General features: G+C 62.5%; 32 protein-coding genes and 1 tRNA gene. 17 read left to right on the top strand and 16 right to left on the bottom strand.

The features are described from left to right. Nucleotides 1-12 precede the first annotated feature (12 nt). The 5 genes from OXR60_RS06685 to OXR60_RS06665 all read left to right on the top strand — a co-directional run bounded on the left by OXR60_RS06685 (nucleotide 13) and on the right by OXR60_RS06665 (nucleotide 3,123). Complete coding sequence (locus OXR60_RS06685; protein ID WP_267395020.1) at nucleotides 13-333, top strand: TIGR02300 family protein; 321 nt, start codon at nucleotides 13-15, stop codon at nucleotides 331-333. Between the two features lie 139 nt (nucleotides 334-472). Continuing rightward, nucleotides 473-548: transfer RNA gene (locus tag OXR60_RS06680), tRNA-Ala, on the top strand. A gap of 193 nt (nucleotides 549-741) precedes the next feature. Then, nucleotides 742-1,434, top strand: a complete 693-nt coding sequence (locus OXR60_RS19965) for a helix-turn-helix domain-containing protein (RefSeq protein ID WP_267395018.1) — start codon at nucleotides 742-744, stop codon at nucleotides 1,432-1,434. Between the two features lie 532 nt (nucleotides 1,435-1,966). Next, nucleotides 1,967-2,659, top strand: a complete 693-nt coding sequence (locus tag OXR60_RS19960) for a DUF433 domain-containing protein (RefSeq protein ID WP_267395017.1) — start codon at nucleotides 1,967-1,969, stop codon at nucleotides 2,657-2,659. Further along, a complete protein-coding gene (locus OXR60_RS06665) occupies nucleotides 2,656-3,123 on the top strand; it encodes a DUF5615 family PIN-like protein (protein ID WP_267395016.1) in 468 nt (155 codons plus the stop codon). Before OXR60_RS19960 ends, OXR60_RS06665 begins: the two co-directional genes overlap by 4 nt. A gap of 88 nt (nucleotides 3,124-3,211) precedes the next feature. Here OXR60_RS06665 and OXR60_RS06660 read toward each other — a convergent pair whose 3' ends face one another. The 9 genes from OXR60_RS06660 to OXR60_RS06620 all read right to left on the bottom strand — a co-directional run bounded on the left by OXR60_RS06660 (nucleotide 3,212) and on the right by OXR60_RS06620 (nucleotide 7,791). After that, nucleotides 3,212-4,873, bottom strand: a complete 1,662-nt coding sequence (locus OXR60_RS06660) for an IS630 family transposase (RefSeq protein WP_267395015.1) — start codon at nucleotides 4,871-4,873, stop codon at nucleotides 3,212-3,214. Between the two features lie 87 nt (nucleotides 4,874-4,960). After that, on the bottom strand, nucleotides 4,961-5,428 hold the full coding sequence (locus OXR60_RS06655; protein ID WP_267395014.1) for a hypothetical protein: 468 nt from the start codon (nucleotides 5,426-5,428) through the stop codon (nucleotides 4,961-4,963). 112 nt (nucleotides 5,429-5,540) lie between these two features. Beyond that, nucleotides 5,541-5,711: a hypothetical protein gene (locus OXR60_RS06650; protein ID WP_267395013.1), complete on the bottom strand. Its 171-nt coding sequence runs from the start codon at nucleotides 5,709-5,711 to the stop codon at nucleotides 5,541-5,543. Between the two features lie 104 nt (nucleotides 5,712-5,815). Then, entirely contained in the window at nucleotides 5,816-6,049 is a 234-nt protein-coding gene (locus OXR60_RS06645; protein WP_267395012.1) for a hypothetical protein, read from the bottom strand. A 2-nt stretch (nucleotides 6,050-6,051) separates the two neighbouring features. Further along, on the bottom strand, nucleotides 6,052-6,471 hold the full coding sequence (locus tag OXR60_RS06640) for a hypothetical protein (protein ID WP_267395011.1): 420 nt from the start codon (nucleotides 6,469-6,471) through the stop codon (nucleotides 6,052-6,054). Between the two features lie 2 nt (nucleotides 6,472-6,473). Then, on the bottom strand, nucleotides 6,474-6,866 hold the full coding sequence (locus tag OXR60_RS06635; RefSeq protein WP_267395010.1) for a hypothetical protein: 393 nt from the start codon (nucleotides 6,864-6,866) through the stop codon (nucleotides 6,474-6,476). 4 nt (nucleotides 6,867-6,870) lie between these two features. Then, nucleotides 6,871-7,110: a hypothetical protein gene (locus OXR60_RS06630; protein WP_267395009.1), complete on the bottom strand. Its 240-nt coding sequence runs from the start codon at nucleotides 7,108-7,110 to the stop codon at nucleotides 6,871-6,873. Beyond that, entirely contained in the window at nucleotides 7,103-7,408 is a 306-nt protein-coding gene (locus OXR60_RS06625) for a hypothetical protein (RefSeq protein WP_267395008.1), read from the bottom strand. Before OXR60_RS06625 ends, OXR60_RS06630 begins: the two co-directional genes overlap by 8 nt. Next, a complete protein-coding gene (locus tag OXR60_RS06620; RefSeq protein WP_267395007.1) occupies nucleotides 7,405-7,791 on the bottom strand; it encodes a hypothetical protein in 387 nt (128 codons plus the stop codon). Before OXR60_RS06620 ends, OXR60_RS06625 begins: the two co-directional genes overlap by 4 nt. 175 nt (nucleotides 7,792-7,966) lie before the next feature. Between OXR60_RS06620 and OXR60_RS06615 the strand changes: the two genes are divergently transcribed. Further along, nucleotides 7,967-8,206: a helix-turn-helix transcriptional regulator gene (locus OXR60_RS06615; RefSeq protein ID WP_267395006.1), complete on the top strand. Its 240-nt coding sequence runs from the start codon at nucleotides 7,967-7,969 to the stop codon at nucleotides 8,204-8,206. Nucleotides 8,207-8,374: 168 nt separating this feature from the next. On the opposite strand, the gene OXR60_RS06610 is transcribed toward OXR60_RS06615, so the two are convergent. After that, the gene (locus tag OXR60_RS06610) at nucleotides 8,375-8,683 is read right to left on the bottom strand and encodes a hypothetical protein (RefSeq protein ID WP_267395005.1); all 309 of its coding nucleotides are present in this window, start codon (nucleotides 8,681-8,683) and stop codon (nucleotides 8,375-8,377) included. 439 nt (nucleotides 8,684-9,122) lie between these two features. Between OXR60_RS06610 and OXR60_RS06605 the strand changes: the two genes are divergently transcribed. Then, on the top strand, nucleotides 9,123-9,848 hold the full coding sequence (locus tag OXR60_RS06605; protein WP_267395004.1) for a hypothetical protein: 726 nt from the start codon (nucleotides 9,123-9,125) through the stop codon (nucleotides 9,846-9,848). Between the two features lie 15 nt (nucleotides 9,849-9,863). Here OXR60_RS06605 and OXR60_RS06600 read toward each other — a convergent pair whose 3' ends face one another. Beyond that, complete coding sequence (locus OXR60_RS06600) at nucleotides 9,864-10,271, bottom strand: hypothetical protein (RefSeq protein WP_267395003.1); 408 nt, start codon at nucleotides 10,269-10,271, stop codon at nucleotides 9,864-9,866. Nucleotides 10,272-10,386: 115 nt separating this feature from the next. Here OXR60_RS06600 and OXR60_RS06595 point away from each other — a divergent pair, with 115 nt between their 5' ends. From OXR60_RS06595 to OXR60_RS06580, 4 genes are all read left to right on the top strand, one after another. Continuing rightward, on the top strand, nucleotides 10,387-10,587 hold the full coding sequence (locus OXR60_RS06595; RefSeq protein WP_267395002.1) for a hypothetical protein: 201 nt from the start codon (nucleotides 10,387-10,389) through the stop codon (nucleotides 10,585-10,587). After that, complete coding sequence (locus tag OXR60_RS06590; protein WP_267395001.1) at nucleotides 10,584-10,883, top strand: hypothetical protein; 300 nt, start codon at nucleotides 10,584-10,586, stop codon at nucleotides 10,881-10,883. The genes OXR60_RS06595 and OXR60_RS06590 overlap by 4 nt, the downstream gene beginning before the upstream one ends. A 1-nt stretch (nucleotide 10,884) precedes the next feature. Continuing rightward, a complete protein-coding gene (locus OXR60_RS06585) occupies nucleotides 10,885-11,220 on the top strand; it encodes a hypothetical protein (protein ID WP_267395000.1) in 336 nt (111 codons plus the stop codon). 349 nt (nucleotides 11,221-11,569) lie between these two features. Continuing rightward, nucleotides 11,570-11,812, top strand: a complete 243-nt coding sequence (locus OXR60_RS06580) for a hypothetical protein (protein WP_267394999.1) — start codon at nucleotides 11,570-11,572, stop codon at nucleotides 11,810-11,812. A 64-nt stretch (nucleotides 11,813-11,876) separates the two neighbouring features. On the opposite strand, the gene OXR60_RS06575 is transcribed toward OXR60_RS06580, so the two are convergent. Then, nucleotides 11,877-12,251 (bottom strand): hypothetical protein, encoded by a 375-nt coding sequence (locus OXR60_RS06575; protein WP_267394998.1) that lies wholly within the window; start codon nucleotides 12,249-12,251, stop codon nucleotides 11,877-11,879. A 559-nt stretch (nucleotides 12,252-12,810) separates the two neighbouring features. Here OXR60_RS06575 and OXR60_RS06570 point away from each other — a divergent pair. The 3 genes from OXR60_RS06570 (at nucleotide 12,811) to OXR60_RS06560 (ending at nucleotide 15,824) form a co-directional block, all read left to right on the top strand. Beyond that, the gene (locus OXR60_RS06570) at nucleotides 12,811-12,957 is read left to right on the top strand and encodes a hypothetical protein (RefSeq protein ID WP_267394997.1); all 147 of its coding nucleotides are present in this window, start codon (nucleotides 12,811-12,813) and stop codon (nucleotides 12,955-12,957) included. 93 nt (nucleotides 12,958-13,050) lie between these two features. Then, nucleotides 13,051-15,447, top strand: a complete 2,397-nt coding sequence (locus OXR60_RS06565; RefSeq protein WP_267394996.1) for an EAL domain-containing protein — start codon at nucleotides 13,051-13,053, stop codon at nucleotides 15,445-15,447. A 182-nt stretch (nucleotides 15,448-15,629) separates the two neighbouring features. Then, complete coding sequence (locus OXR60_RS06560) at nucleotides 15,630-15,824, top strand: hypothetical protein (RefSeq protein WP_267394995.1); 195 nt, start codon at nucleotides 15,630-15,632, stop codon at nucleotides 15,822-15,824. On the opposite strand, the gene OXR60_RS06555 is transcribed toward OXR60_RS06560, so the two are convergent. Further along, on the bottom strand, nucleotides 15,813-15,962 hold the full coding sequence (locus OXR60_RS06555) for a hypothetical protein (protein ID WP_267394994.1): 150 nt from the start codon (nucleotides 15,960-15,962) through the stop codon (nucleotides 15,813-15,815). The genes OXR60_RS06560 and OXR60_RS06555 overlap by 12 nt on opposite strands. Nucleotides 15,963-16,022: 60 nt before the next feature. On the opposite strand from OXR60_RS06555, the gene OXR60_RS06550 reads away from it, so the two are divergent. Further along, nucleotides 16,023-16,298, top strand: coding sequence for a hypothetical protein (locus OXR60_RS06550; protein ID WP_267394993.1), 276 nt, complete (start codon nucleotides 16,023-16,025; stop codon nucleotides 16,296-16,298). Continuing rightward, complete coding sequence (locus OXR60_RS06545) at nucleotides 16,295-16,801, top strand: TIGR02594 family protein (protein WP_267394992.1); 507 nt, start codon at nucleotides 16,295-16,297, stop codon at nucleotides 16,799-16,801. Before OXR60_RS06550 ends, OXR60_RS06545 begins: the two co-directional genes overlap by 4 nt. A gap of 898 nt (nucleotides 16,802-17,699) precedes the next feature. On the opposite strand, the gene OXR60_RS06540 is transcribed toward OXR60_RS06545, so the two are convergent. Continuing rightward, nucleotides 17,700-18,776, bottom strand: coding sequence for an AI-2E family transporter (locus tag OXR60_RS06540; protein WP_267394991.1), 1,077 nt, complete (start codon nucleotides 18,774-18,776; stop codon nucleotides 17,700-17,702). Nucleotides 18,777-19,112: 336 nt separating this feature from the next. Between OXR60_RS06540 and OXR60_RS06535 the strand changes: the two genes are divergently transcribed. Then, the gene (locus OXR60_RS06535; protein WP_267394990.1) at nucleotides 19,113-19,508 is read left to right on the top strand and encodes a hypothetical protein; all 396 of its coding nucleotides are present in this window, start codon (nucleotides 19,113-19,115) and stop codon (nucleotides 19,506-19,508) included. Nucleotides 19,509-19,529: 21 nt separating this feature from the next. Here OXR60_RS06535 and OXR60_RS06530 read toward each other — a convergent pair whose 3' ends face one another. Then, complete coding sequence (locus OXR60_RS06530; protein ID WP_267394989.1) at nucleotides 19,530-19,709, bottom strand: hypothetical protein; 180 nt, start codon at nucleotides 19,707-19,709, stop codon at nucleotides 19,530-19,532. 643 nt (nucleotides 19,710-20,352) lie between these two features. Further along, nucleotides 20,353-23,547, bottom strand: a complete 3,195-nt coding sequence (locus OXR60_RS06525; RefSeq protein ID WP_267394988.1) for a hypothetical protein — start codon at nucleotides 23,545-23,547, stop codon at nucleotides 20,353-20,355. Nucleotides 23,548-23,603: the final 56 nt, after the last annotated feature.

Genomic DNA, 23,603 nt, shown 5'->3' with positions numbered 1-23,603 from the left:
GCACGACACGGCATGATCAAGCCGGAATGGGGCACGAAGCGCACGTGCCCGAAATGCGCGACACGTTTCTATGACCTCGAAAAGGACGATCCCGTCACCTGCATCAACTGCGGGTCGCACTGGAATCCCGAACCGATCCTGAAGTCCAAGCAGCCGCTCCCGTTCGAGCAGGCCAAGCCGGACACCAAGGAGGCGGATCGCGATCTCGAGGGCGAGGACGAGGATCTGCAGGTTCCCGCCGACGACGAGGAGCCCTCGGCCGACGACGAGGTGGATCTCGGCGGCGACGACGACCTGGGTGTCGAGACGTCCAACGAGGACGACGAGCACTAAGACGGCACGGGTGCCCGTGCCGCTGCGCCATGATGGCGCGGCGCGCACGGGCAGCCGGCAAAAAAATGGTTGGCAGGGCGCATCGGTCGCTTGCCAAGCCGGACGCCTCCCGCTAGGGACGCGCCTCCGGAAACGGAATGGGGCCGTAGCTCAGCTGGGAGAGCGCTGCAATGGCATTGCAGAGGTCAGGGGTTCGATCCCCCTCGGCTCCACCATTTCGTTCCCTGTAAGCGATTGTAATCGCTTAAAAAGCAGTCAGATATTCAGACCCGCGTCCCACATGGTGTCCCACACCTAGCGTTGGCTGTCGGTGTTCGCCCATGATCGTCAGTGATGATGCGGGACGTAGTAGGCCTATCTTCACCCTTCTTAAGCCATGCTCCACTCGGACCTGACGCCGAGGAACACGTGACTGCCTTTCGCCCAATCTCTCCGCATTCCGCGGCCCGCATCCTTGAGGCGGCCGACGTCGGTGTCGACCAGCATCAGCTTCTAGCTAATCTGGCGATGGGCGGCTTGGTGAAGGGCTACGCGAGGATCATCGAGACTGAGGCTCCGGGTTCCGCACCCAAAGAGGTTCGCGACAGCCGCATCGCTCGGTCGCTTTGGCGTCGCATTATCGCCGAGGGCAAGGTCGCGGATGTTTATGACGCGGGATCTGTTCATCTGGGTAGCCCGGGATACGTGGAGCGGATCAGCGTGATTGGCATCCGCTTTGATGCAACCTCGGTAACAACGGCCGCGAGCGAACATGGTGCAGCGCCGCCTGCGCCTGCACCTGCACCTGCGGCCGGCAAACACGGTCCACGACGCTCATCAAAGGCAGATCCAGGGCAGCCAACCCTCGCGCTAGATCCAACGGACGATCAGGATGCAATGGGGGCTGATCAAGCGGTGGTGCGCCTTGGCGGCCGGTCGAAGTCCGAGCGCGCTGCTCTAGCGCCCGGCACCATAGCGTTATCCAAACAGGAAACCGCGGAGGTTCTTGGAGTCTCGATCGGCACGGTCAACAACTTGATGAGCGCCGGCACGCTAGCCTACAAGAAGATCGGTCGTCGGGTTCTGGTGCAAGCCGAAAGCGTCCGCGCATACATGGCGTGAGGAGAAGCCTGCTTGCGTTGGCAACGCCATTGCGGTGTCCTGGCCGCCTCCAAGGGTGTGCATTGAACACATATCCAAGACGTCGAAAGCCGTAACGCGGCGCGGCGCTAGCGCTCAAGCCAGTTGGGGCGTGATGACGACGGACGCCTGCCGCAGTGGGAGCAGCGAAACCAAAGCCGCACATTTGGCACCTTCACGCGGTCGGTCAGGTGATCGACATTGACGATCGCCCAATAATGGCAGGAGCGTGCAGCTGCACCGATCGCACGCCGAGGCTGCGCATGTTGGCGAGGTCCATCCTGCCTGCCTCGCCCCTCCAGTCGACGGACTCGCTCATCCTCGCAGCCTCCGCTGCAGCGCCTGCTAATCAGCCATTGGGGGGGGGAAGCCTGCGCCCTTGAGCATGCCCGCTGCAAGTGGCGTGCTACTAGCATAGCATCCAAGTGCGATTCCGGTGGGTCCTAGCCGTCCCGATGCTTGACGCCGCGGTCATGATCAACGATTCAAACCGCCAACGGCAGAAGGAGCCTCAGTGGAGCACAAGCGCATCGAGGCGGACCCGCTGCTCGCCGGCTTCTATAGCCCGGGCGATGTCGCGCGTCTGCTCCAGGTCGCTTCACCCAAGCTGCGCGGATGGTTGAACGGCTGGGGCAAGAACAGCGCCGGACCCATTATCGATCGCGACTTCAAAGACGGGCGTACCGTTAGCTTCTTGGACCTGATCGAGGTTCGGTTCATTGAGGCTTTTCGGAAGCAGGGTGTGCCGATGCAGACGCTCCGTCGTGCGGCGGCCCGCGCCCGTGACGATTGGAAAACGTCGCACCCCTTTGCCCTCTCCAAGGCCAAGTATCTGACCGATCGCCGCCACGTCTTTGCGCAGGTCGCCGATGAGGAGAAAGATCGGGTTACTTGGGACATGGCGTCCGGCCAGCACGAAATGTGGGACGTAATCGAGTCTACGATTGCCAAGGGCATTGTGTTCGATCCTGGATCTGACCTTGCGACGCGCTGGTTTCCCTTGCCGGCCGAGTTCCCAGGCATAAGCATTGATCCTGCAATCGCCTTCGGTAAGCCAGCACTGTCAGCAGAGCGGATCCCGACAGCCGCGCTCCATCGGATGTGGCGGGCTGAGGGAGGGAACATCGGCCGGGTAGCGGACGCATACGGTATAGGTCACGACGCCGTTCGATCGGCTGTCGAGTATGAGATCACGATAGGCAGTTGAGGATCCGAGCGGACGAGCATGTCGCACCAGCGATTGTTCAGGCGGTGAATGACATCGCCCTCGGTGAGGGATTCCAGCTTACTTCTGTGATGAACGCCGGTTTTTCCGGAGCGTCAGACGTCCACTGGATCACTGCCTTTGCCGAAGATGGTGGCGACGCGATCCTGACCGCCGACACTGACTTTCTTAAGCTGCCACCTCAGGTGATGGCGGTTCAGCGTACAGGCGTCCGTATTATTCACCTTCCTTCCAGTTGGGCAAACGCCAAACGAGCGCTGCAAGCGGGGCACCTGCTCATGTGGTGGCGGCGTATTGAAGTGCAGTTGACCGTGATGAAGCCGCGGGAGTGCTTTACGATGCCGTTCAACGTTTCCGAAGACGCTGGGATGAAGCGGGTGCCGCTGGATTTTCAAGGCATTGGCAAGAAGGCAAAGAAGGCGGGCAGGCGCAGTAGCGGTAGGTGAGGTCAGCTGAAGAACTTCGCCTCGATGATTGCTCGCATCAGCACGCCGTCAGCCGATGACTGTGCAGCCCGCCCGATGCCGTCTGGTTTCAGCGCCAGCGCGGGTCTTTGCAGTTGTTGCTGTCGGAGAATTCTGCAACGACCCGCTCATCGCCCCAGATGCGCTTCCCGGCGCGCCTTGGGTTCTCGCGAAACTGTTGATTACGGTCCGCGAAGTATTGGTCGATCGCGGCCCGGGCGGCGTCAGCCGAGGCGTAGTCGCTATTGTGGATCACCGCACGCGCCATCCCGCTGAACACAGACTCTATTACGTTCAAGAACTGTGCTCCAGCGGGCAGAGGTGCCGTCGCAACGCGAGGCCGGTGGTACGCTTCAGCGGTCGCATTGTGCTCCTCAATCCGCGCCATCAGCTTCTTCGACACGTGCCAAGACGCGGCGTCCCACGACAGATAGATAGTCCTGCGGTTGGCGTACTGATCAACGAGAACGTCCATCATTCGGATCATTTCAGTTGTGTTTTTCCGTTCGCTGTAAAAGTGGGTGATCTGATTGGTGCTTAGTTCGAGCGCCGCAGTCATGATCATACAGCCCTTCGACTTTTGCCATTGCGGTACAACACGGTGGCGGCCCGGCGGATCAAGCATCAGGCCTTGCTTCATCTTGACGGCGAACGGGCCAAATTCGTCGATAGAGAAGAAAGCTTCGTCTAGCGCGAGATTGGACAGGATCGCTTGCACGGCAGCTAGTTTATCCCGGTAGGCGGGGTCTTGAGACGTGAGGACGATCCGCGCCTTACGCCATTTCCATCCAGCTTCGTGAATGATCTGGCGGAGGACATGCAACCCAACGGGATGGTCCTGTTTGGCCAGCGCTGCCCTGAGGTCGCGCATGATCCACGACGCTCGATTAAACCCATGATTGATCGGCGGTTCATGCAGGACGCGGAAGACGGCGGCCTTCAGCTCCTCGTTGGTTGCCTTTAGCGGGGTGCGCGAGCGCTCAGTCAATTGTTCAACCCCGCCCTCCAGGTAGGCCCGAACGTATCGCCGACACGTGTTGCGGCCAATGTCGAGAGCTTGGGCTATCTGCCTGATTGGAAAACCCTGACCGTGCGCCAATGCGGCAATTGCCTTGTTGCGACGGCGGGCATCTGATCCGCGTACGATGCTGAGGAGGCGACCCACTGTCTCGCGATCCCCTGTCGGCGGCTTCGGCAGGCGATCTGCACGAAGGTCATCAACCCATTTATGCACCTCAGCCCTACGTTCAGTCCTGCCGTCGCGATGCAATTGCAGCTTAAGCTGCGAACTGCCGGTGCTGTCGCAGGTAAGCATGTAAGTTTTCGACAGATGCGAAATAGCAAGGCTTTGAATCATCCCCGCTCCAACGGTCGGTCGCACTTCGAGGATGACACGCGGTAGGAGCATGGAGCGGCAACACCTGCGCACGCTGCTGTACGATCCATTATACCCGCGCTCGTCTCGCAGGTGTCGGAATATGGCCGCTACGCATCGCCGCTCCGCCTGAGGCCGTGGATTGTCTTCAATCAGGATTGCTTCAATGAAGGGGGCATAATCGTCGATCGCTTTCCGCGAGGGGACGCGCGCGTATGGCTTAGGACGCGCCTCGCGGATGATCTTGCGGATAGTCGGACGGCTTAGGCCTTCGGTTCTCGCGATGCTGCGGATCGACTCTCCGCCGTCGACGATCCGTTTCCGGATAGCGGTCCAGCGGTTCGGATCTGTGTACATCGGCGGCTCGCCTCGCGACTCGCATGCGCATTAGGGATTATGATCCGCCAATTGATGGCTGGCCAGCCCGGCTGATTGCGCATCGGTTCAGGCTACGAACATGGCTTCGACGATCGCCTGCATCAGCACCCCGCGAGGCACTGGCACGCTGACCGACGTATAACCCGGGTTCTCCGCCCGCCGCTGCCCGTAAAGCCCGATCCACGACCGCCCGTGCTGACGCCAAGCACGCTGTAGCGCCGGCACGGGCAGCAGGACGCACGTAGCCGCCGGGGCATGGGCATACGCGATGAAGTCGCAGGCCAGCGGCTTTTGCACCCACCCCGGCGATTGCCGTGCCTCGTCGGACCAGCGCTCGAGCAGCACATCAGGCCAATCCTGGGTGCGGATCTTCTCGTCGACGGTATAGGTCCGTCCGCACGATAGCGTCAGCAGCCGGTCGATACCTCCGCGCTGAGCCCATCCGTCATGCTCCACAGCGACAGCAGACATGAGCGTCGGGAAGGCGCGGCGATAGATCGGCACCCACCAGTCAGGCCCGTACTCGGCCGCCAAGTCGTGGCTTTCCTGGAAGCGGTGGACGCGACCGAAGCCCGCCGACCGGGTTCTACGGGCGACGGGCTGGTGCTTCAGCGGCCGGGGCGAAGCCGGCTCCCATGATGCTAGATTATTCGTGTGCTTCTTCCTGTTCTCGGTCGTGGGTGTATTCCCAGGCTTCGCGCAGATCCTCGAGGTCAGGGTCGCCGTCGATCTCGTCCATGCGATCGATCATGCGCTCGGTGAGCCGGGCCAGTTCGGCGCGGGGCAGCGAGGGCAGCACGGCCAGGAGCCGCGGCACGGAAGCGACATCGCCGCTGCGGAGCCATGCCCCACGTGCAGCCCGGCGGCGCCAAGGACGGCGGGGCGACGGCGCGCGGGTGTGGCCGGTCGATGGTGAGCGCATCACGCTGCCTCCCCGATCTGCCGCCGCTCGATCATGAGCCGGACTGCTTCGACGCGATCATGATTGCTCACGATCTGAGCCATCAGTGGCGTCAGCTCGTCGGACGGGCAATGCTCAACCACCAGCCACAGCTTGCGCTCGGTGGTCAGGGCATAGCCGCCGCCGATCTGGACAAGGTTGTGGAGCCAGGCGGCGGGGCTGAAGAAGGGGCTGCTATGGGTCTGCGTCGCCATGATCATGCCTCCCCTTTGTGGAGGCGGTCAAAGGCGCGCATCAGGTCGAACTGCTCGCCAAGGTTAAGCCTACTCGCCTTGACGGTTGCAACAGCTTGGCAATGGGCGGAGCTGCCACCCACTGCTCCCGGGGCAAGTTGCTCCAGCACCTTCGTTACGGCGTCGCTCTCCATAGTGCGGAGGATGGCCGATATGATCAGCAGCGCGGGCGTCTGCTCGATGGCGGCCAAGTCGGTCGCTAGTCGATCGGCGGCACGATCGTAATGCGGCTTGTGTAGGCCCGCGAACCGACTGGACTGGCGCGCTTGCATAGACGCCCGGCGTTGCTCGGCGAATCGGTAATTGTCCACTTTGCGGCCGGCAGCCGTGGGGAGGACGGCGATATTGCCGGCGGCACGGGCGGCTTTGGTCAACCTAGCCATTCTCATGCCTCCTTCGAGACAAGGCGGCGCGTGTGCGCGAGCATGCGGTCGGCGTTCAGCTCGCTCATGCATGAATGCCCGTCGTCCGTCACATGTTCGACCCACCGGGCGAACTCTTCCCACGTCGCTGGCACGGCAGCATCCGCCCGCCGCGAGGCTGCGAGCATGTGCTCTATCTCTCGTTCGTGTTGCGCCTCATCGGCTGTTTCCAGATCAGCGGGGAGGCTGTTGAAACGCTCGCGCGCTGCGTCCGCGGCTTCAAGGACGTCGCGAAAGGCGGTCCTGCCACCGATCGACTCAGCGGTGTTGGACATGGCAAGAGCAGGCGCAATCATCGTAACGCTGGCCAAGCTAGCACCGCCAAGGAGGGCGCGGCGTGTGGTGTCGGTCTGCATCTCGTCAGCCCTCCATCTTGGTGGCAGCGACAGGGTCGAGCGCATCGACCTGTGCCTGGATCTGCCGCAGGTGGTCGCTCAGCATGCCGAGCAGGAAGCAGCCATGGTTGTGCTGATCGCGATCATGCGCATCGGCGGGGAGCGCCTTGAACATGTCGGACGCCTCGATGGCGAAGAGCATGGCGGAGGCGCACGATACTGCCTCTTGCAGCAGGTCGTGCTGACGGTCCCGGTGATCAGCCATGTTGGCGGTCCTCCGTCTTGGGGCGAAGGCTCAACAGCTGCCCTTCGGCCTCATCGAGCAGCTTGGTAATCTCTTGCAGCTTTTCGACCGCGATTTGGTTGATGCACCAGACGTTGTAGGCGATGCGGTGGATCGACGATCGCTGGTCATTCAGATGGCCGACCACATGCTCCATGTAGTCGTTGTTCGTTGTTGCCAGCATCGAGGTGACCCGGTCCAGCGACAGGGCCATGTCGTTCACGACCGCAATGGGGTCGTTGACCCTGTGAGTGACGGTAAAGCTCTCGCCCATGATCATGCCTCCATCGCGACGGGGAGGACAGCAGGCATCGCCGCTTCGATCGCGTCGGTCATGCTGGGCGAACGGCACCAGGCGTCGAACGCCGGGTAAGCTTCGTCGCCATGTTCCATGTAGGCGGCATGGACGCGGGCGCCGTGCTCGTCGCGGATCGCCTGGAGAGCTTCGGCGCGATAGCCGACATAGGCGAACCACTGGCCGCCGCCCCAGCCGGTGCGCTCGTTGTGCCACTGGCCGGCTGGCGAGCGCTCGGCGCAGGACGCGAGCAGACGCTGAGCGCGAGGATCGGCGGTCCAGCGGCGGAAATTGTCGTTGGCAGGATCGGCGCCGACCAACATGGTGGCGGCGGGTTCCTCAACGGTGATAAGGGGTGCGGTAGCCATGGTTCGATCCTTTCTCGATCGGTTGTGGTCAGGCCCGGCGGAGGTGTTGGTAGCACCTCGCCGGGCTGCTTCCCGTTGGTAGCGGGTAACGTTGAGCGTTATGGCGAACGCTTGTAGCTATGTCAACGCTCAGCGTTAGCTTGATCTAATATTGTTGATGGTTAAGGTGGTCGGTATGCTGACGCCTTCGACCTGCCGTGCCGCCCGAGCGCTCGTCTCACTGGACCAGGCCGAGCTCGCGAAACGAGGCGGGGTAGGGGTCTCGACCGTCCGCAACTTCGAGGCAGGACGATCGGTGCCGATCGGCAACAACCTGACCGCCATCCAGCAGGCGCTGGAGGCGGCCGGCGTGATATTTCTGGCAGATGGTGAAGCCGTCACCGGCGGTCCTGGCGTGCGGCTCGCCAGCAGCTAGCGGATCCGGATCGTTACCTTCGTCTTGGGCTTATGGACAATGACGTGGCACTTGCGACAGAGTGCACGCATGTAGCGCCAGAGGTAGCGGTCAGGATGCCCGCGGGGCAGATCGTGGTGCGCCTCGACAGCCTTCCGCTTCTTGCACAGCTGACAGCCGGGATTGGCATCAAGATATAAGCCATTCCGCTTCTGGCGCGAGTTCGGCTTGCTGGTGCGCTTCCGCGAGCGCCATGCCTTTGTGTTCGACATCTTCATTTTCCTCCTGCCCACCATGGGCAACAGGCCTGCCGTCGGCAGGGCAGTATGGCGGCGTGCAGCCGTCCGGCAGATCCGGATCCGCGGGTACCGGCGCGATGTGCAGGAACGTCGATGATCCAAGAGCCCCGAAGGTGGCGACCCAAGGCGCGCGGACCGCGGGCCGCCCAGAGCGCCTGCTGGCGCGACCGCTGACGAACAGGCAGCGGAACGCCTTCACCGCCCGTAGTCGCTACCGCGCTCGCGTAACGACTACGGTATTGCGCCTCCAGCTGATGCGTGTGCTGTGCCACACATCAGCGGTATTGCGCCTGTTTCAAAGGGCGACAATGTGCCGTTGAGATTGCCGGCTGATGCGCGCACGGTCCTATTCATAACGCGAAAGCGGTGTGCTTCACGTCAATCCTACTTCCGAGTGGGGGAGTTATGAACTATCATCGAAGGCGATTAATTCGCTATTCTCAACGGAGATTGACTTGGCTCGCCCTCCAAACGCCTATCGAGCGATCCGATCTGCTAAGGCTGATGCCCAGCTTCAGGCGGACTTTCCAGCGCTGCACGCAGCGGCGTTGAGCTGGCGTGATCATGGGGATGCAGCACAGCTGGCCCAGGCTCTAGCTCTGCTGGAGCAGGACGACCGAGCTATAGGCCCTACGCAGTTGACGGAAGGAATGACCCGGTCGGAGAAGGTCGCGGCGCTTGCTGCGCGGCTGGTCGCGGCCGGCCACCTACAGAGGCGAGTACGGGAAACCCTTGGCGTCATCGAGGCCGAGGTGCGCAGCTTACATGCCGAGCTAGCAGCAACGCTGGCCCAGGGTGATCCAATAGCCGAGTACCAGCGCCAATTCATCCGACGCTTGGAAGCCGAGGGTATTGGCCAGCCTGATCTCCATCCCGTGTCAGGCGAACTGGCGAAGGTCGTGGCTACTGCCATCAGAGCGTACAGGACGACCAAGGGGAACAGCGGCCGGCGCGGCAGCGACGACTATCCGCTCAATGCGTGGCATGAGTTACCGCGCACCTTTGCCGGTATCCAGCTCGAGGATGTCGCTCGAGATGACGTGATCGACAGCACCCCGTGCCCGCTGCCGCCAAGCCCAAATAGCGCTCACTACACCAACGGTAAGGTACCGCTTGAACCGCTAAGCACCCGCCGGGAAACGCTCCTTGCATGGTCACCCAGCATCAAGGCTTGGTGCAAAAAGCACAGTGTTCATTTGACGGGCATGCAAGTCGCCGCCTGGGCAATGCTGCTAGCCCATCGACTGCGCAACGATGCTTCCGACCTAAAGAGCCTGAACGGCCTGGAGATGGCTTCGCCTTGGGATCCCAACGGCTTCGTCCGCTTCGTTGTGCTGCCCCCGCCAGCTGAGCAGGATGCCTGAAGCGCACCCGGCCTGTCAGGTGCACGCGCCCATCCTATATTGCCGCCAGTACCGATCCCACCGAACAGCCGCACCCGCAGCGATAGCGGCGCACGACAAGGAGCGACCGTCCGGCAAGGTGCAGCGAGCAACCACCCGCTTGTAGCTCTTGCCCATCGGCTGGCAGGCCAGCGTGCGGTTGAGCACCAGCCGCTCGACGATCTGCTGGCTGCGATGGGCAGCCCGATCGTCGCACGTATAGTTCACCCGCCGTGCATCAGGCCGGCGGCAAGGCTCGGCGCTGGTGAAGTCCGGCGCCTGGATGCCGGCCACTCGCACCTTGATACCGTTGGAGCACCACAGCGGCCCGTCGCCGTCGTGGACGCGGGTTACGGTGCAGGAGAACTGGGGAGCGGCAGCGGCAATAAGCAGGGCAACGAACATCCGCGGCCCAATGGCACCCTTCCTATGTTCTCGCAATGTTCTTGCGAATCACAGCGCCATGCGCCTAGCTGTGCGGGCGCCGCTGATGGTGCCTCGACATGGATGGAGCTTGAGCATGGAGCATGATCTCCGGCTGCGTGCGGCTGCGCGCGCGATCTACGGTGCCTGCTTTCCGAGCGAGGAATGGGCGCCGTGTACGTTCGACGAGGCCGAGCGATTTGGAACGGTGCACTACCGGCAGGCCATCGGTGCCGCTCAGCAGGCGGCGCAGGTCCTCACCACCAAGGAGCGGCTGCTACTCGTCGCCGCGCTTTGACCTATCGAAAGGGCGAGCGCGCGGTCGCGGTGCGGCTGGACACGTGGTATGCCGACCATCCGGTAGCTGACGTCATCGCCTCGGGCACGCCTTGGTTCGACGCCTGGCTGGGGCAGAAGACGACGCCGATCGCGATGCTGTCGAAGCGTACCGGCATCACCGGCGCCCGGCTGATGACCATCGCCGCCGGCGACCGCCTGTCCCGCGCCGAGCTGGACGCGCTTGCTCGAGCCTGGAGCATTAGCGCTGGCGATCTGATCGCGTCGATCGGCGGCAGCACTGTCGTGGTCGACTGAAGTGGCACCAGGCGACGAGCTGACCCACGTCGGCCAGCGGCTACGGACGCTGCAGCACTGCGCTCTACATCGGCGTACCATCAAGCTGACCTGCCCGGCCTGCAAGCGCGAGCGCCGGTTCGATGCGGTGGCACTGTGGTGGATGTACGAGTGCAAGGGCTGGGACGATCGGCTGGCGGGTGCGTTTTGGCGGCTGTACTGCGAGGGTTGCAGAGCCAGCACCGGCAAGGTTGTTCGTCCCGAGGTGGAGATCACCCGCCACCAGCCCGACGAGAAACAGCCACCGCACCCTGATCAGCGCAATTGGCGGAAGATGGTGTCGCGGTATCGGTCATGATCTCCAGCTTGATGGCACTGCCATTTACCATGTCACGTTCAGGTTTGAGGTTGTAGGACGATCCAGTCAGACAGGGGTGAACCATGGTAGGCCGACACAACAAGAGGCCGGGCGGAGTAGCCAAGTGCCTGTTCCTGCTTATCATCCTGATCATTGCCGCGTTGGCTTGGTTCTCGATGCGCGGGCTGCAAAAAGAGCCGCATGGCGCGGTTGTAGGCAGCGACGTTCTACCTGGCCAAGTCGCGCGCGGCCACGGTGCCGTCCCGGGCCCGCAGCCCACCAGCTAGCTCCCGATGCCGGTGGCATCTCGTGTGCCCTAGTGAGCGGCTTCTTGATGTAGAGTTAGATAGTGATGGATGATCTTCGACAGACCGCAAGGGCTCTGGTTGCTCAAGTCCGTGCCGCTGCCGAGAAACACAACATAGCCTGGAACGCCTTGGTACCCAGCCGCGACGTGGTCGACTGGTCTGCGGAAGCCAGCGAAGAAGCTGCCTTCAACGAAATGGCGGAAGCAAAACACGCATTACGGCAGCACATATGCGAGACGTACGGCATCACGGCGGAGGAACTCGGTCATCTTGCGATCGTCTAAGATGTGCGCCTCCGTACCGGCTTCATAGCTACCGCGCCGTGGGCTTTGGGCCGTTCAATCGCGCCTATTTTACGCGTTTGTCGTCTGCCGGCTTGGTAGCGTGCAGCATCGCCAATCCTTGCTCGGTCAGCTGAAAGCTGCTTCCCGCTCGGGGCACGACATGCCCAGCCCGGATCAGCGTTCCCAACCCCCGCCGGATCTTTGCTTCCGTGATCGGCTTGCCAAACGCTCGAGAGATGTCGCTGATCCCGAAGGTGCCGGCGCCGTCAGGGCCGCACACTGCCCGAAGGCAATCACGCCAGCGTTTTCCAATCGAACCCTTTGGTCGACCGCCAGCGCGTTTGCTGGTCGGTGCGGATTTTGGCGTCGATGCCGGCGTGCCAACAGATGCCGCGAGATCGTTCAGCGCTTGGCTTAGACGTAGGAGCAGATCACGCATATAACGACTGTGGATGATTGATCGCGCGCAGTACATGCCTGGCTCGCTTCACCTTGCCGGGCAGCAGCTTGTCGACCAGAGCACGCCGATTGGGCGATGCGGCACCATACGGCAGCCGGTCGATTTAGTCGCCGGGAGCCCCAGCTCCCATCCCGCGAAGGTTCTTGCCGCACGTTCGATCGTGTCCATGTCGGCATTCTACGCTTCCAGGTGTCTGACGTCTCTATAAAGATCCGAAGCCGGTCCGAGCCAAGGCGCTGCCCACCTCTTACTCTGTCGGATCTTCACTCTTCGCGGTGCCGAGTCCGCGACGCTCGTATTCATCCCGGATACCCTGCGCCCATGGCCCATTCTGCTCCGGCGCTAGTGCGAAATATTCGGCCTCCAACTCAAAATCGGGAAGCATCCAAAGGCGGCTAGGGTCTAGCCGGTGGCCCGGGACGTTCGGGATTGGCTTTGCCCGCCGTTCAAATTCGCCATTCATGGTTCCGCTCTTTCAATGGCGTGCGTAGATACGATCGCCGCCAGGAATTTTGCATATAACTCATACAAGCGACCGATGGACGCAACTGCTCTGCGCGCGTCGTCACGACTGAACGGGAGCACTGAGCGGCTCTCGACGCCGGTCGCCACCTCCACTGCTTTGACCTGCCATGCCAAGACGCTGCTGAAGCCGATGGCCGTATCGGCATCGCCATTGCCGTAAGGGGCAAGCCCGTCGCTTGCGCGAGCCTTGCAGAAGGTACGCAGATCGAAGGCAAGCGCGAGCTTGTTAAGACTCTTCGGCTAATTTGCTCAGGTGGCTGGCCTTTTCGTCTCCGTCCTGACCTGCATGTGGGACATGCATGATGGTCACCTTTTGTTGCTGGCGGGGGTCGTCTGCGCCGTCGGTATCTATGCGTCATTCGCAGTCGCGCACCATGCCGCCCGTGCAAAAGGCAGGTCCCGGACGCTTTGGGGCGTCGTTAGCATCGTTTCGAGCGGATGCACGGCCTGGGCAACCCACTTCATTGTACTGCTTGCATTCCGCCCAGGCATGCCAGCTGAATTCGAGCCGGTGCTGACGGCAGCTTCGTTGCTGTTGGCGATCGCCGGGATCGGGAGCGGCGTGTGGATCTCAATCAGGTCTCGCGGCTTCCGGACTCAATTCTGCGCGGGCCTCATTGTTGGGGTCGGGATCGCAGCGCTCCACTATGTTGGTCAGGCGGCGTATCTCGTCCAAGGCAGCATCGCCTGGAACCTGCAACTGGTTGTACCATCAGTCATCGTCAGCTTGCCGCTTTGCGGATTGGCGATGGTCGCAGCTTCCAATCGGTCCCGGAACGTTCGACGTTGTGCCGCGCCGCTGCTGCTTTTTGCTATCGGCATTCTGCATTTCTGCGGGATGGCAGCCATGCACCTGCGCTTCGACCCCGAAGATACCTTCCCGGCGAACGCGGTGTCTCCCGTTACAATTACACCGGTAGTTGCCGGCATATCGCTGAGCCTGATCGCCTTGGCTATGCTAGGGTGGCGGTTCAACCTCGCGGCCATAGCCCGCTTGCGTCAGGATCGACAGCGCCTGCGGGAGCTGACCGATGTCGCGCTCGAGGGATTGGTCATCTGCCAGGACGGTATGATCGTGACGGTGAATAGTAGCACCGAGCGACTTGCCGGCTACGGTCAGGGTCAGCTCGTCGGCGCCAGCGTGAGTTCGCTGCTTCCGGGCGTGGACCTTTCCGACCTCCCCGAACGCGAAGAACGGGAAACGAACCTCGCTGGCAATGCCGGGCAGGTCGTCCCTGTGCGGATTCTACGCGCTGAGATGGCGCTCGGCCACAAAGTGCAGACGGTGATCGCCATCCGGGATCAGCGAGAGCGGCTTCGTACCGAGGCCAAAATCCGCAAGCTCGCCTTCAGCGATGCTCTGACCGGCCTCCTCAATCGCGCGAGCTATGTTGATCGGTTGCGCCGCTACATGGACGAGGAAACGCCGCTGGCACTGCTCAGCATCGATCTTGATCGCTTCAAAGCCGTGAACGACCAGTTCGGTCACCTCGTTGGCGACGAAGTCCTCAGGCAGGTTGGCGCGCGTCTAAAATCGATCGTCGGCTCAGACGGGGTCATTGCTCGCGCGGGTGGCGATGAGTTTGCCGTGATCCTTGTCGGTGAAAACACAAAAGCCCGCGCTATCAGGGTGGCGGAGCAAATTGCTGCAAGGCTGGGGGAGCCCTTCTCCGCTGGTCGGATTCTGGCATACAGTGGCGCCACCGTCGGCATCGTGTTGGCGCCCAATGATGCGACAACCACGGCTGAACTACGCCAGTGTGCGGATCTCGCGCTTTATCGTGCGAAGGAGCAAGGACGAGGGAGCGTCTGCTTCTTCGATCCGCAGATGGATGCGGCCGCACGCGACCGCCTGAGCCTTGAAAGCGATCTTCGAAGCGCCATCAGGGATGGCGACGTAGGATTGGCGTACCAGCCGGTGATGTCCGCCCAGGCAGGCCTGATCACGAGCGTCGAAGCTCTGGCTCGTTGGACACACCGAGACAAAGGTCCAATCTCGCCTGAACTATTCATTCCGTTGGCAGAGGAGTCAGGCCTTATAGTGCCGCTTGGAGAGGCTCTGCTGCGGCAGGCCTGCCTGGACGCGGCGTCATGGCCGTCCAGCATCAGGGTCGCGGTTAATCTGTCCCCCTTGCAGTTCCAGTCGGGAGATCTTTGCGCGACTGTCGCTGCCGTCCTCAGCGAGACGGGACTGGCTCCCGACCGACTCCAACTCGAGGTCACCGAAGGCCTTGTCATTCGTGACGTAGAGCGAACCTTCTCTGAACTTGAAAGACTGCGGAAGATCGGCATCCAAATCCTGATGGATGACTTTGGCGTCGGCTACTCTTCACTCAGCTATTTTCAGCGCTTTCCATTTGATAAGGTGAAGATTGACAGGTCATTCGTTGATCAGATCACAACTTCGCGTGCCGCTCGCGCGATAATCCAGGCGGTAGTCGGCCTTGGCGAGACACTGGGCATGGGCGTGGTCGCCGAAGGCGTGGAGACTCAGGACCAGTTGCGCATGCTGGTGGAAGCCGGCTGCACCCACCTTCAAGGCTACCTATTCAGTGCGCCGCTCAGTAAGTCGGATCTGGAAGAGAGCTTCATCCTCGCGACAAGGGCCGAACCTCATTGGATCAACGTTCCCAAGGCGGACGCCGCTTGACCCAACACCACCTGTCGCGTGGGTAATGGAGCTCTGGAGCATAAGCGATCCCAAGCTGTAAGTGCTGGCCCCGGGTATCAGCCTCACCGGACGCGGCAGGTCGCTATGCCGGGACAGGCTGTTTCCGCCGGCGAGTAACCTACATTACAGTCCTTTCTGGGGCAGGAGTATACCATCGCCCCATGGGAGTGCAGATGACAATTCGAGATCACTCATTGCAGCTGCTGAGGCAAGTGCTCCAGATGCAGGACGAACACGGCAGGGCCGTCGTTGCCGCTCACATCGCCCACGCTATCGACATGCTGGAAGCCGAGCTGGATGAAGATCCGGCCGCAGCCCCCAAGCCCTGCGGCGATCCAAAAAGCTCAATGCATTGACGCTATCAACCAGTTCACGTGTTCCAGCGCCTGGGCGATCTCGCTAGCCGCCCCCGCTTGGCAGGACTCCTCGAGCAGATGGAGAGCTTCTGCGAGCAGCTCTTTGAGTTCGAGCAATTTCCCGATTTGGGTAATCATATCGTTTCCATTAAGCTGGCCGCGGTTTGCCATCAACACGCTAGCCGGTAAGCACCCAATATGGGTGAGATAGAGAGGCTGGTCCCGTCCAGCGTTGTTGAACAATGGGTGTACCACCTTCGCCGCCAGCGAGCACGGGCGCGCGATGCCCTATGGCTTCTGGATCAGGGATTCACTGTCCATGATGGCAGAAACGGCGTGCCCACGGCCGATGCGAGCGCACGGTGGCGGAGTGAGCAGGAGGTCATCATCTCCGAGGTCAATGCGCTGCTCGAACTATATGACAGCATCAACCTCCATCGACCGGCAGTGGGGGTGGAAGAAGCGTCTTCGTGACAAAAGACCCCGCATGGTTGTCCGCCGCTAGGACAAAGATTGGAACCCGCGAGGCACCGGGCCCGGCGAACAGCTCGACGATCCTGGGGTGGGCGAAACGACTCGGCACCAAGGTGCTTGGCATGATCTACAACGCCGACAGCGTGCCCTGGTGCGGTGTCTTTGTCGCCACCTGCCTAGCAGAGGATAGCATTGATGCGCCACCGATCGCAGTGCGGGCGACGTCCTGGGCAACATGGGGCCAGCTGCTTCGTCCCGAGCGCCTCGCTCCAGGCGCTGTGCTCGTGTTCGAGCGTGCAGGCGGCGGCCATGTCGGCTTTTACGTCGGCGAGGACCTAGCCGCGTATCACGTGCTCGGCGGCAACCAAGGTGATGCCGTCACCATTGCCCGTATCGCCAAGAGCAGATGCATCGCGCGAAGGTGGCCCACGGATCGATCGGTGATCGGCCGGCCAGTACAGATGGCGGCGAAGGGTAAGCCGATCTCCAGCGCGGAGGCTTAGGACGGGTTAGGCGAGTACCAGCGTTGCTTCGCTGTCAGGCACTGACAGGGGCAGCTCGGCAGCCGCAAGTTCATGCAGGCGGAGCAGTGCCGCGTGCGCTGCAACAGCACGTGGTGATCGCGCTTCGGCAACCCGGCGCCTCTGCTGTTCGCACCTGGCTTGATGGTAGATCCGCAATCCTTCAGCTTCGTCGCGCGACATGACTCTTCCCCACCTATTCGCGCAACCTCGGCGCTGAGGCTTACCGGTAGATGAAAGAACCATATTGATAGGCAACTCATGGCTCGACTAGCGCCAGCGGATAATCACTTCATGGCAAAGATCGCGCTAAGTTACGCCCTGGAACCCACAGCTGCGGCATGACGGTCCGGCAAGCCTTAGCGGCGTCCGCCGCGGACAGACCCTGCAGCCAAGAAGGCGCCACCGCACAGGACTGCGGCCGTTGCCAAGAGGATCGTCCAGCCGATCAGCACGTCTGCCATAAATCCCCCATGGAAGCCGTTCAACTGCCGGCGGTCTTTGAGCGAGCATGGAGTTAAGATGGTCACGCGATCAACCCTGATCGGCGCCAACTAAGTCATTCCTCCGTTGTGTGGCATTTTGGCACCCGGCGATTAATCAGGCCATCCAATCGGGCAACCATCACGTGAGAATCTACGACGGCGGCTGCGGCGCGTGGTAACGTCAGCACATGGATCCCGAGACGCTAAGGGTGGCTGCCCGCCTTGCGAGGATGAGAGCGCGCTTGCCGGGGTATGCCGGCATACCCGAAGGCCCAGAGCAAATCGCCGTGAGGCGCGCGTTAGACGCCCTGGCCGCCGATCTAGAGGTCACGGCGTGGCGCATTGAGACTCGCGGCGAGAGTGATGGCCAAGGCTGAGTCCCTCGTTGGTTTGGCTCATCGACCGACCGGCGTCCCGTCTCCCAGCGGGGCATCGTCTGCAACCCATTCACGCCAGATAAGCACCAGCGCCGCCATCACAGCCGGGCCGACGAACAGACCGAGCAAGCCGATGGTTTCTACGCCGCCGATGATGCCGATCAGAACCCAGACGAATGGAAGCTTGGTGGCGCCTCCGATCAAGGCAGGCTTGGCCGTGTGATCCACCACGAACGACATGGTGCCGCCAATAACGCCGACGATGATCGCCGCAAGGACGGAGCCCTTGATCACCAGCAACCCAAGCGCGATTACCATGATTGCCATCAAGCCGAACGGCACCATGGCACCTACGCCGGACAGAAGCCCGAGCAGGATCGGGTGCGGCACGCCGGCGAAGGCATAGAGCGTCGCCATGAACACGCCTTGGGCAAGGCCGAGGAGAACGACCCCGTCTACGGTGCCACGCACGGAAAGCGTGATCTGGCGGCCGATCCGTTGCCCGGCGTCCCCGAACGCGCGATCTATGGCTCGAGTGAGTTGCGCTCCAACGGCATCATGGTCGCGAATCATGAAAAAGAGCATGAGCACCGTGAAGGCGAACACCACGGCGCGTTCGACGATGTTGTGCCCGACAGACTTCGACTTCTCGATGATTGTACCCATGTCAAAGTGAGCAATCTGCTCAGCAGCGCCCTCAGGCGTCGCCAGGTGGTTCGTCCACCATGCGGTAAGCTGCGTTGACCCCACGGGGAGGTTGGCCACCCATGCGGCGACCGGCACGCCGTGCGCACGGGCACCGTTGATCCAATGGGTGATGCCATCCACTTCGGCGATCGCCCGGGTCACAGCGATCACCAGCGGCACCACCACGATCAGAATGACTGCGAGCGTGATCAGTCCGGCCATAAGCATGTCACTGCCGGGCCAGCGGCGCAGTAGACGCAGCCGCAACGGCTCGACGGCGATGCTGACGACAGCAGCCCACAGGATGGCAGGAACGAATGCTGCGCCGATCCATAGGGCGGAGAGGGCCACGGCTGCAGCGAGAGCAACCCGAGCGCGTATCTGGGCCGGCGTGGTGGTGGCTGGCATCAATCCCCTTTCTTGTAATCATTGCGTTCTAGGGATGTGGATCAGCGCAGCCAACGATCTTACAGAGTGAGCCATGCAGGAACTCACGCTTGCCGTCGTCGGCATCGACTTCCCAAACGCCGACGGCAGCAATCAGGTTTGTCCGAGGCACTGATGACCCTGCCGGGCTAGCTGGTGCCCGAGCCCAAGAGCATAGCACTGTCGCAATTCCTGGTTTCGCTGATTTATCGCCCTCCCGAGCAGGCTTGAAGCCATTCGAGTTGTCCGGGTCCGATGTAGCTGACCGACCGTTAAGCCATCCCAGTGCGATCATGCGCGCGGAGACGGAGCCAGGACATGTCACTGAAGGATCTCGTTGAAGGTGCTGCCAACGCTGTTGGCTCTGTTGCTGCGGTCGCCGCTGATCCGGTCGATCCGAACGCGGAACGATTGGCGTTGCTCGACAAGCTGCGTCAGGCCCGAACAGCATTTGACATGAGTCAGTCCACCCAGCCCGGCGGAGAGTGGCTGGCGGCTGACGACGCTGGGCGTGTGGCTTTCACACCAACCCGTCCGGACGGCCAGCCCATGGTCATAGGCGGGCAGTCGGTCACGTTCTGGCAGGTCGGCGAACTCCCGGCGGTACTTGATGCGTTTGAAGCGGCAATCAACGCCGGCGAACTCGATCCGCAGCTTACAGGATCGACCCCCGCGGGGCATTCGCTGCCACTGGAGCGCCTCGCACCGCAGTGAGCTAGGCTGGCAATCGCGACGTCATACGTCGCCCTTGGCAGCATTCTCCACATCCACATTGACGTGAACGTCGTCACCGCTTGGCGTGCCGATCGTCTTGGTGGCTTCCGCGCCATCCTTCGCGACGTCGAGTGTTCCGGTCACGCCGATCTCGTCGAGCGCGGCCTGCACTGCGGTCGCGACGTCTTTGGCATCAGCCATGGTGATCTCGTTGGAACAACGGAACCGAGGTTCGCTCCGCCTTGTGCCAACGGCTTAGCATGGATCGGACCTACGTAGAACAGTGGAACGGTGCGTCGCGACAGCTAGGCCTTGCCTCGGGGCGGGAACACGGATGCCCTTCGGCAAGCCGACCTTCTACCGGGTCTTTTTTGAAAGCCTGGCGACGCTGAAGCCGGACAACCACGCAAACCGCTCCGCAGGACCCTCGCCACTGTGAAACGGACACTCTGCGGGTAATCCAGCCGTCGTGTTCCCCACCTTCATTCCCGCATCATAGGCGGCACGCAGGCGGGGATCTGTTGGCATGGCGCCTTAACCTACCGCAACGTGGAATGTGTCCGTCGCCACGGCAGCGGCGGTAAATGGGACAGCGGGTTTAAAATCCGATTAGATGAAACGCACCACTGTTCACTGCGCTGCCACCACGTGGATCGGAGCCGTACGATCCGCACGCCTTCTACCCCGACGAGAAGGGCTGGAGTGGGCGCTTGAGCGTCGTCGGACCGGCCTACTTGAAAGAGGCGCGAGCGCACTAGCCCGCGCCCTCCTCTTACTTCTTGGCCACGATCCCGGTCGTAACGCTCGGCGCCGGCGCAGGTGCGATGAACATCGGCGCGTGCGTCTACCCACCCAATACCGAGAGGCGGTTCACCCGTGCCGGCGCCGCATCCAGCGTTGCGGCACTGGACGCCCGGATCGCCTGGGTCGTCTCATGCCGAACGGCGCTGATGATACCACCTGCGAAGCCTTCGGGGTTCACGCCGCTAGCGTCGACATTGAAGGTCTGGTGCAAGACGGTCCCGCCGCCGGGCGTGGCCACGCGAGCATTGTTCGGAACGATCTTGCCCGACTGCGAAGGCACGAACACCTCGCGGCCGTTCTCGCCAACCTCAATCGGGACGCCACCCACGACGTTGCCGCCGCCAGCGTGATGGCTGAATGCGCCGATCACGCTGCCGATCAGCTTGCCGATCCCCCCGGCAGTGTTTCCGCCGCCACCATCACCGGAGGCACTGCCGCCGAGCAAGGCAAGGATGCCCTTCTTTAGCTCGATCTTGGCGATGTCGCTCAGGACGCTGCCGAACAGATCGCCGAACGCCCCCTTGAGCCCGAGCACCTTGCCGATCGACCGCGAGATAGAATCCTCCAAGCTTTGCAGGGCATTCACCTCTACGCCCTGCAAGGCGGCGTTGGTGTCGTCGGTCGCCGAGTGCAGGTCCTTCTTGTATTGTTCGAGCGGGCTCAGCGTCTGGTCGACAACACTGCGGCGCTGGGCATCGTAGCGGGTCTGAACGCTTTGGAAGTCGGTAAGCGCCTGCACCTGGGCTGGGTCGCCCGGCTTCGACGTGCTGATGATGCCGCCGAGCCGATTGCTCTCCCGCGCCTGCTCGTTATCGACCACCTTGAGGAGAGCGGCGCGGCGATCCTTGGCCGTTGTCGCGAGCGAGGCTTGCGCCGAGAGCAGGGTGTTCTGCACGTCCAACAGGCTATCGGTGGCGGCGGTGAGGGCCCGCTCCTTTTCGAGGCGGCGATCCTGCTCGACCGCTGCCGCATTCGCGTCGTGAGCCTTCTTCTCAGCAGCCTTCAGCTCGGCCGCGCGAGCATCCTCCAGCTTCGCGTCCGCACCTGCCAGAACGTTTCGGCTGCGCTGGCTTTCAATGTCGAGCAGCCGGGTCTTGTACGAGGATTCCAGAAGGCTCTGTTCGATCTCGGCACGCCGATCCACGCTGCCGGTCATCTGCTCCTGGGCGCGAAGGTAATCGGCTTGTGCAGACGCAAGCTGGTCGTTGAACTGCCGCTCGCGTTGCTCAGCCTCTCGCTCCTTCTGTTCGGCAGACTTGCCCTTAGGCGGCTTGGGGGCGCCGAGGCTGCCCAGGAGCCTGGAATTGACGCTGCCCGCCTGCACCGGAGCGGTGGCACGGGGCGCGGCTGCGGGTGTGCGCTCGGCTTGTGCCAGCTGCTTCTCGAGCCGGTCATAGTAGGCCAGCGCCTTCTTGCGTTGATCCGCCGAGTAGAACGTCTCGGGGCCGGTGACCGAGCTGAGGAGGCCGTTCTGCCCATTCAGCCGAGCACGGCTCTGGGTGATCGTTGCCCGGATAGCGGCGCGGCCTTCCGCAGTGGTCGACTGCCGCGCGAATGCCTCTTGCTCGGTCTGCGCGTCGGTCTTCCCGGCGGCACGCCCGAGCAGCAGCGTCGGTACATCCCGGCGCGACCGCTCCACATCGAACAGCGATGCATCAGCTGTGCGGGACTTGGAGGCGTTGAGGTTCAGCAGCGCCTTCGCCAGGATCTCGAAGCTGTTAGCCAGCCCGATGATCGATGCCGCGTTGCCTGCCACCACCTTGGAGAGGTCGACCTGCAGCTGGTTCTTCACGTCGGCCAGCTTGCGCGCCGTGTCATCCAGCTCTTGAATTTCCTTCTGCGACAAGGCCTGCCCCGTCGCTTGCAGAGAAGCGGCAAGATCACTCACCCGAGCAGCGCCACCCGACAGCAGCGCATCCAGCCTACGCCCTTCCTCGCCGAACAACCTGGTCTCGATGGCTGCGCGGGAGGCGGGTTCCCTGATCGATGAAATGCGGTCGATCACGGTCGGCAGCGCATCGCCGGCGGATGCGAAGTCCTTGATGTCGACGCCGAGCGCCTTGAAGACCTTCGCCTGCTCCTGGCCGCCTTCCTGGGCGCGACCAAGGTTGCTGGCGAACTGACCAAAGGCCGACGTCATCTGCTCCGTCGACACCCCGGTGTCGCGAGCGATCCTCTCGTACGCCTGGAGATCCTCGACGGTGATGCCGAGCTGCTTGGACAGATTGTCGAGCGCCTTGCCGTAATCGACGGCGCTCTGGATCACCTCAACCCCAACGCCCACACCGACAGCAGTGGCGACGCCCGTCACGGTCGCACCAGAGCCGAAGCTGCGACCGATCCCAGCCCCTTCAGCGAATCGCTTGAGCCCGGCCGTCGTCTGCTTCCGCTCCGTCTCCGCCCGCGCGGACGCCACGAACGTTCGGCGCTGCTCGATCTGAAGCAGGATCTCCTCATCGGCGAGGCCAGCTTTGCGCAGCCGGCTCTCAAGCTGAAGCTCGGCGATCGTGTCCTGGATCTGCTGCTTCGTCTTGCCCGTCGCGGTGCCGACGCGCGATTGCAGCGCTGCCTGATCCGCCAGCAGGTGGTTGATCTGCGTCTCGGCGGTAACCTCGGCGGCGGCGCCGCTATCCAATGCGGCGGCCGGGATTGAACGTTGGCCTGTGCTTTCACGCGGCACTGTGGCGCCGATGCGCCCACCACCAGCAGCAGGAACCACGCCTGACCGGGCAGCAGCACGGTCCACGACAGCAGCGAGACGTGCTCGTGCAGCCGTCTCGCGCTCAGCCGCAGCCGTAGCAGCGGCAGCAGCAACGCGCTCCGCCTCGGCCTTGGCCTGCGCTGCTTTGGCCGCCTTCTCCTGCTCGCGCTGGGTGGCCTGGAGCGCGGCCTGCTTCTCGCGCTCGGCAGCCTTCACCGCATCGGAAGCCGCCTTGGCTGCGGCTCTTTCCGCGTCACGTGCTGCCTTTGCGGCCTTCTTCACGGCGTCGGCGGCGGCAATTTCCTCGGCACTGCGCTGCTTGGCTGAACGGGCAACTTTCGCGTTGGTCTGTACCTGCGCGTCACCCGCCTGCTTGCCGCCGTCCCGCCTGCTAAAGGTGGCGTCGACCGCGGCGAGTTCAGTGAGGGCATCTTTGTGGCTGCGGAGGGCCTTGGTCGCCTTCTCAAACCCGTCGACATACTGCTGGTACCGAACCTCAAGGTTCGCGACGATCGAGTCTACAACCTCAGCCACGACGTTCGTCCTTCTGCTCAGAGACCGGCACAGTCTGGCGCGTTACTTTCCGCGCC

The sequence above is a fragment of the Sphingomonas sp. GC_Shp_5 genome (assembly GCF_026540855.1).
GTDB lineage: Bacteria > Pseudomonadota > Alphaproteobacteria > Sphingomonadales > Sphingomonadaceae > Sphingomonas.
Note: the sequence above shows the minus strand (reverse complement) of the source record. Positions and strands in the feature narration are given on the sequence as shown.

Excerpts from the sequence above, each read along its gene's own strand:
- OXR60_RS06685 (WP_267395020.1), top strand. The coding sequence starts at position 13 with ATGATCAAGCCGGAATGGGGCACGAAGCGCACGTGCCCGAAATGCGCG.
- OXR60_RS06660 (WP_267395015.1), bottom strand. The coding sequence starts at position 4,873 with ATGTACACAGATCCGAACCGCTGGACCGCTATCCGGAAACGGATCGTC.
- OXR60_RS06645 (WP_267395012.1), bottom strand. The coding sequence starts at position 6,049 with ATGGCGACGCAGACCCATAGCAGCCCCTTCTTCAGCCCCGCCGCCTGG.
- OXR60_RS06640 (WP_267395011.1), bottom strand. The coding sequence starts at position 6,471 with ATGGCTAGGTTGACCAAAGCCGCCCGTGCCGCCGGCAATATCGCCGTC.
- OXR60_RS06635 (WP_267395010.1), bottom strand. The coding sequence starts at position 6,866 with ATGCAGACCGACACCACACGCCGCGCCCTCCTTGGCGGTGCTAGCTTG.
- OXR60_RS06630 (WP_267395009.1), bottom strand. The coding sequence starts at position 7,110 with ATGGCTGATCACCGGGACCGTCAGCACGACCTGCTGCAAGAGGCAGTA.
- OXR60_RS06625 (WP_267395008.1), bottom strand. The coding sequence starts at position 7,408 with ATGATCATGGGCGAGAGCTTTACCGTCACTCACAGGGTCAACGACCCC.
- OXR60_RS06620 (WP_267395007.1), bottom strand. The coding sequence starts at position 7,791 with ATGGCTACCGCACCCCTTATCACCGTTGAGGAACCCGCCGCCACCATG.
- OXR60_RS06615 (WP_267395006.1), top strand. The coding sequence starts at position 7,967 with ATGCTGACGCCTTCGACCTGCCGTGCCGCCCGAGCGCTCGTCTCACTG.
- OXR60_RS06600 (WP_267395003.1), bottom strand. The coding sequence starts at position 10,271 with ATGTTCGTTGCCCTGCTTATTGCCGCTGCCGCTCCCCAGTTCTCCTGC.
- OXR60_RS06595 (WP_267395002.1), top strand. The coding sequence starts at position 10,387 with ATGGAGCATGATCTCCGGCTGCGTGCGGCTGCGCGCGCGATCTACGGT.
- OXR60_RS06575 (WP_267394998.1), bottom strand. The coding sequence starts at position 12,251 with ATGCGTGATCTGCTCCTACGTCTAAGCCAAGCGCTGAACGATCTCGCG.
- OXR60_RS06570 (WP_267394997.1), top strand. The coding sequence starts at position 12,811 with ATGGACGCAACTGCTCTGCGCGCGTCGTCACGACTGAACGGGAGCACT.
- OXR60_RS06560 (WP_267394995.1), top strand. The coding sequence starts at position 15,630 with ATGGGAGTGCAGATGACAATTCGAGATCACTCATTGCAGCTGCTGAGG.
- OXR60_RS06555 (WP_267394994.1), bottom strand. The coding sequence starts at position 15,962 with ATGATTACCCAAATCGGGAAATTGCTCGAACTCAAAGAGCTGCTCGCA.
- OXR60_RS06550 (WP_267394993.1), top strand. The coding sequence starts at position 16,023 with ATGGGTGAGATAGAGAGGCTGGTCCCGTCCAGCGTTGTTGAACAATGG.
- OXR60_RS06540 (WP_267394991.1), bottom strand. The coding sequence starts at position 18,776 with ATGCCAGCCACCACCACGCCGGCCCAGATACGCGCTCGGGTTGCTCTC.
- OXR60_RS06535 (WP_267394990.1), top strand. The coding sequence starts at position 19,113 with ATGTCACTGAAGGATCTCGTTGAAGGTGCTGCCAACGCTGTTGGCTCT.
- OXR60_RS06530 (WP_267394989.1), bottom strand. The coding sequence starts at position 19,709 with ATGGCTGATGCCAAAGACGTCGCGACCGCAGTGCAGGCCGCGCTCGAC.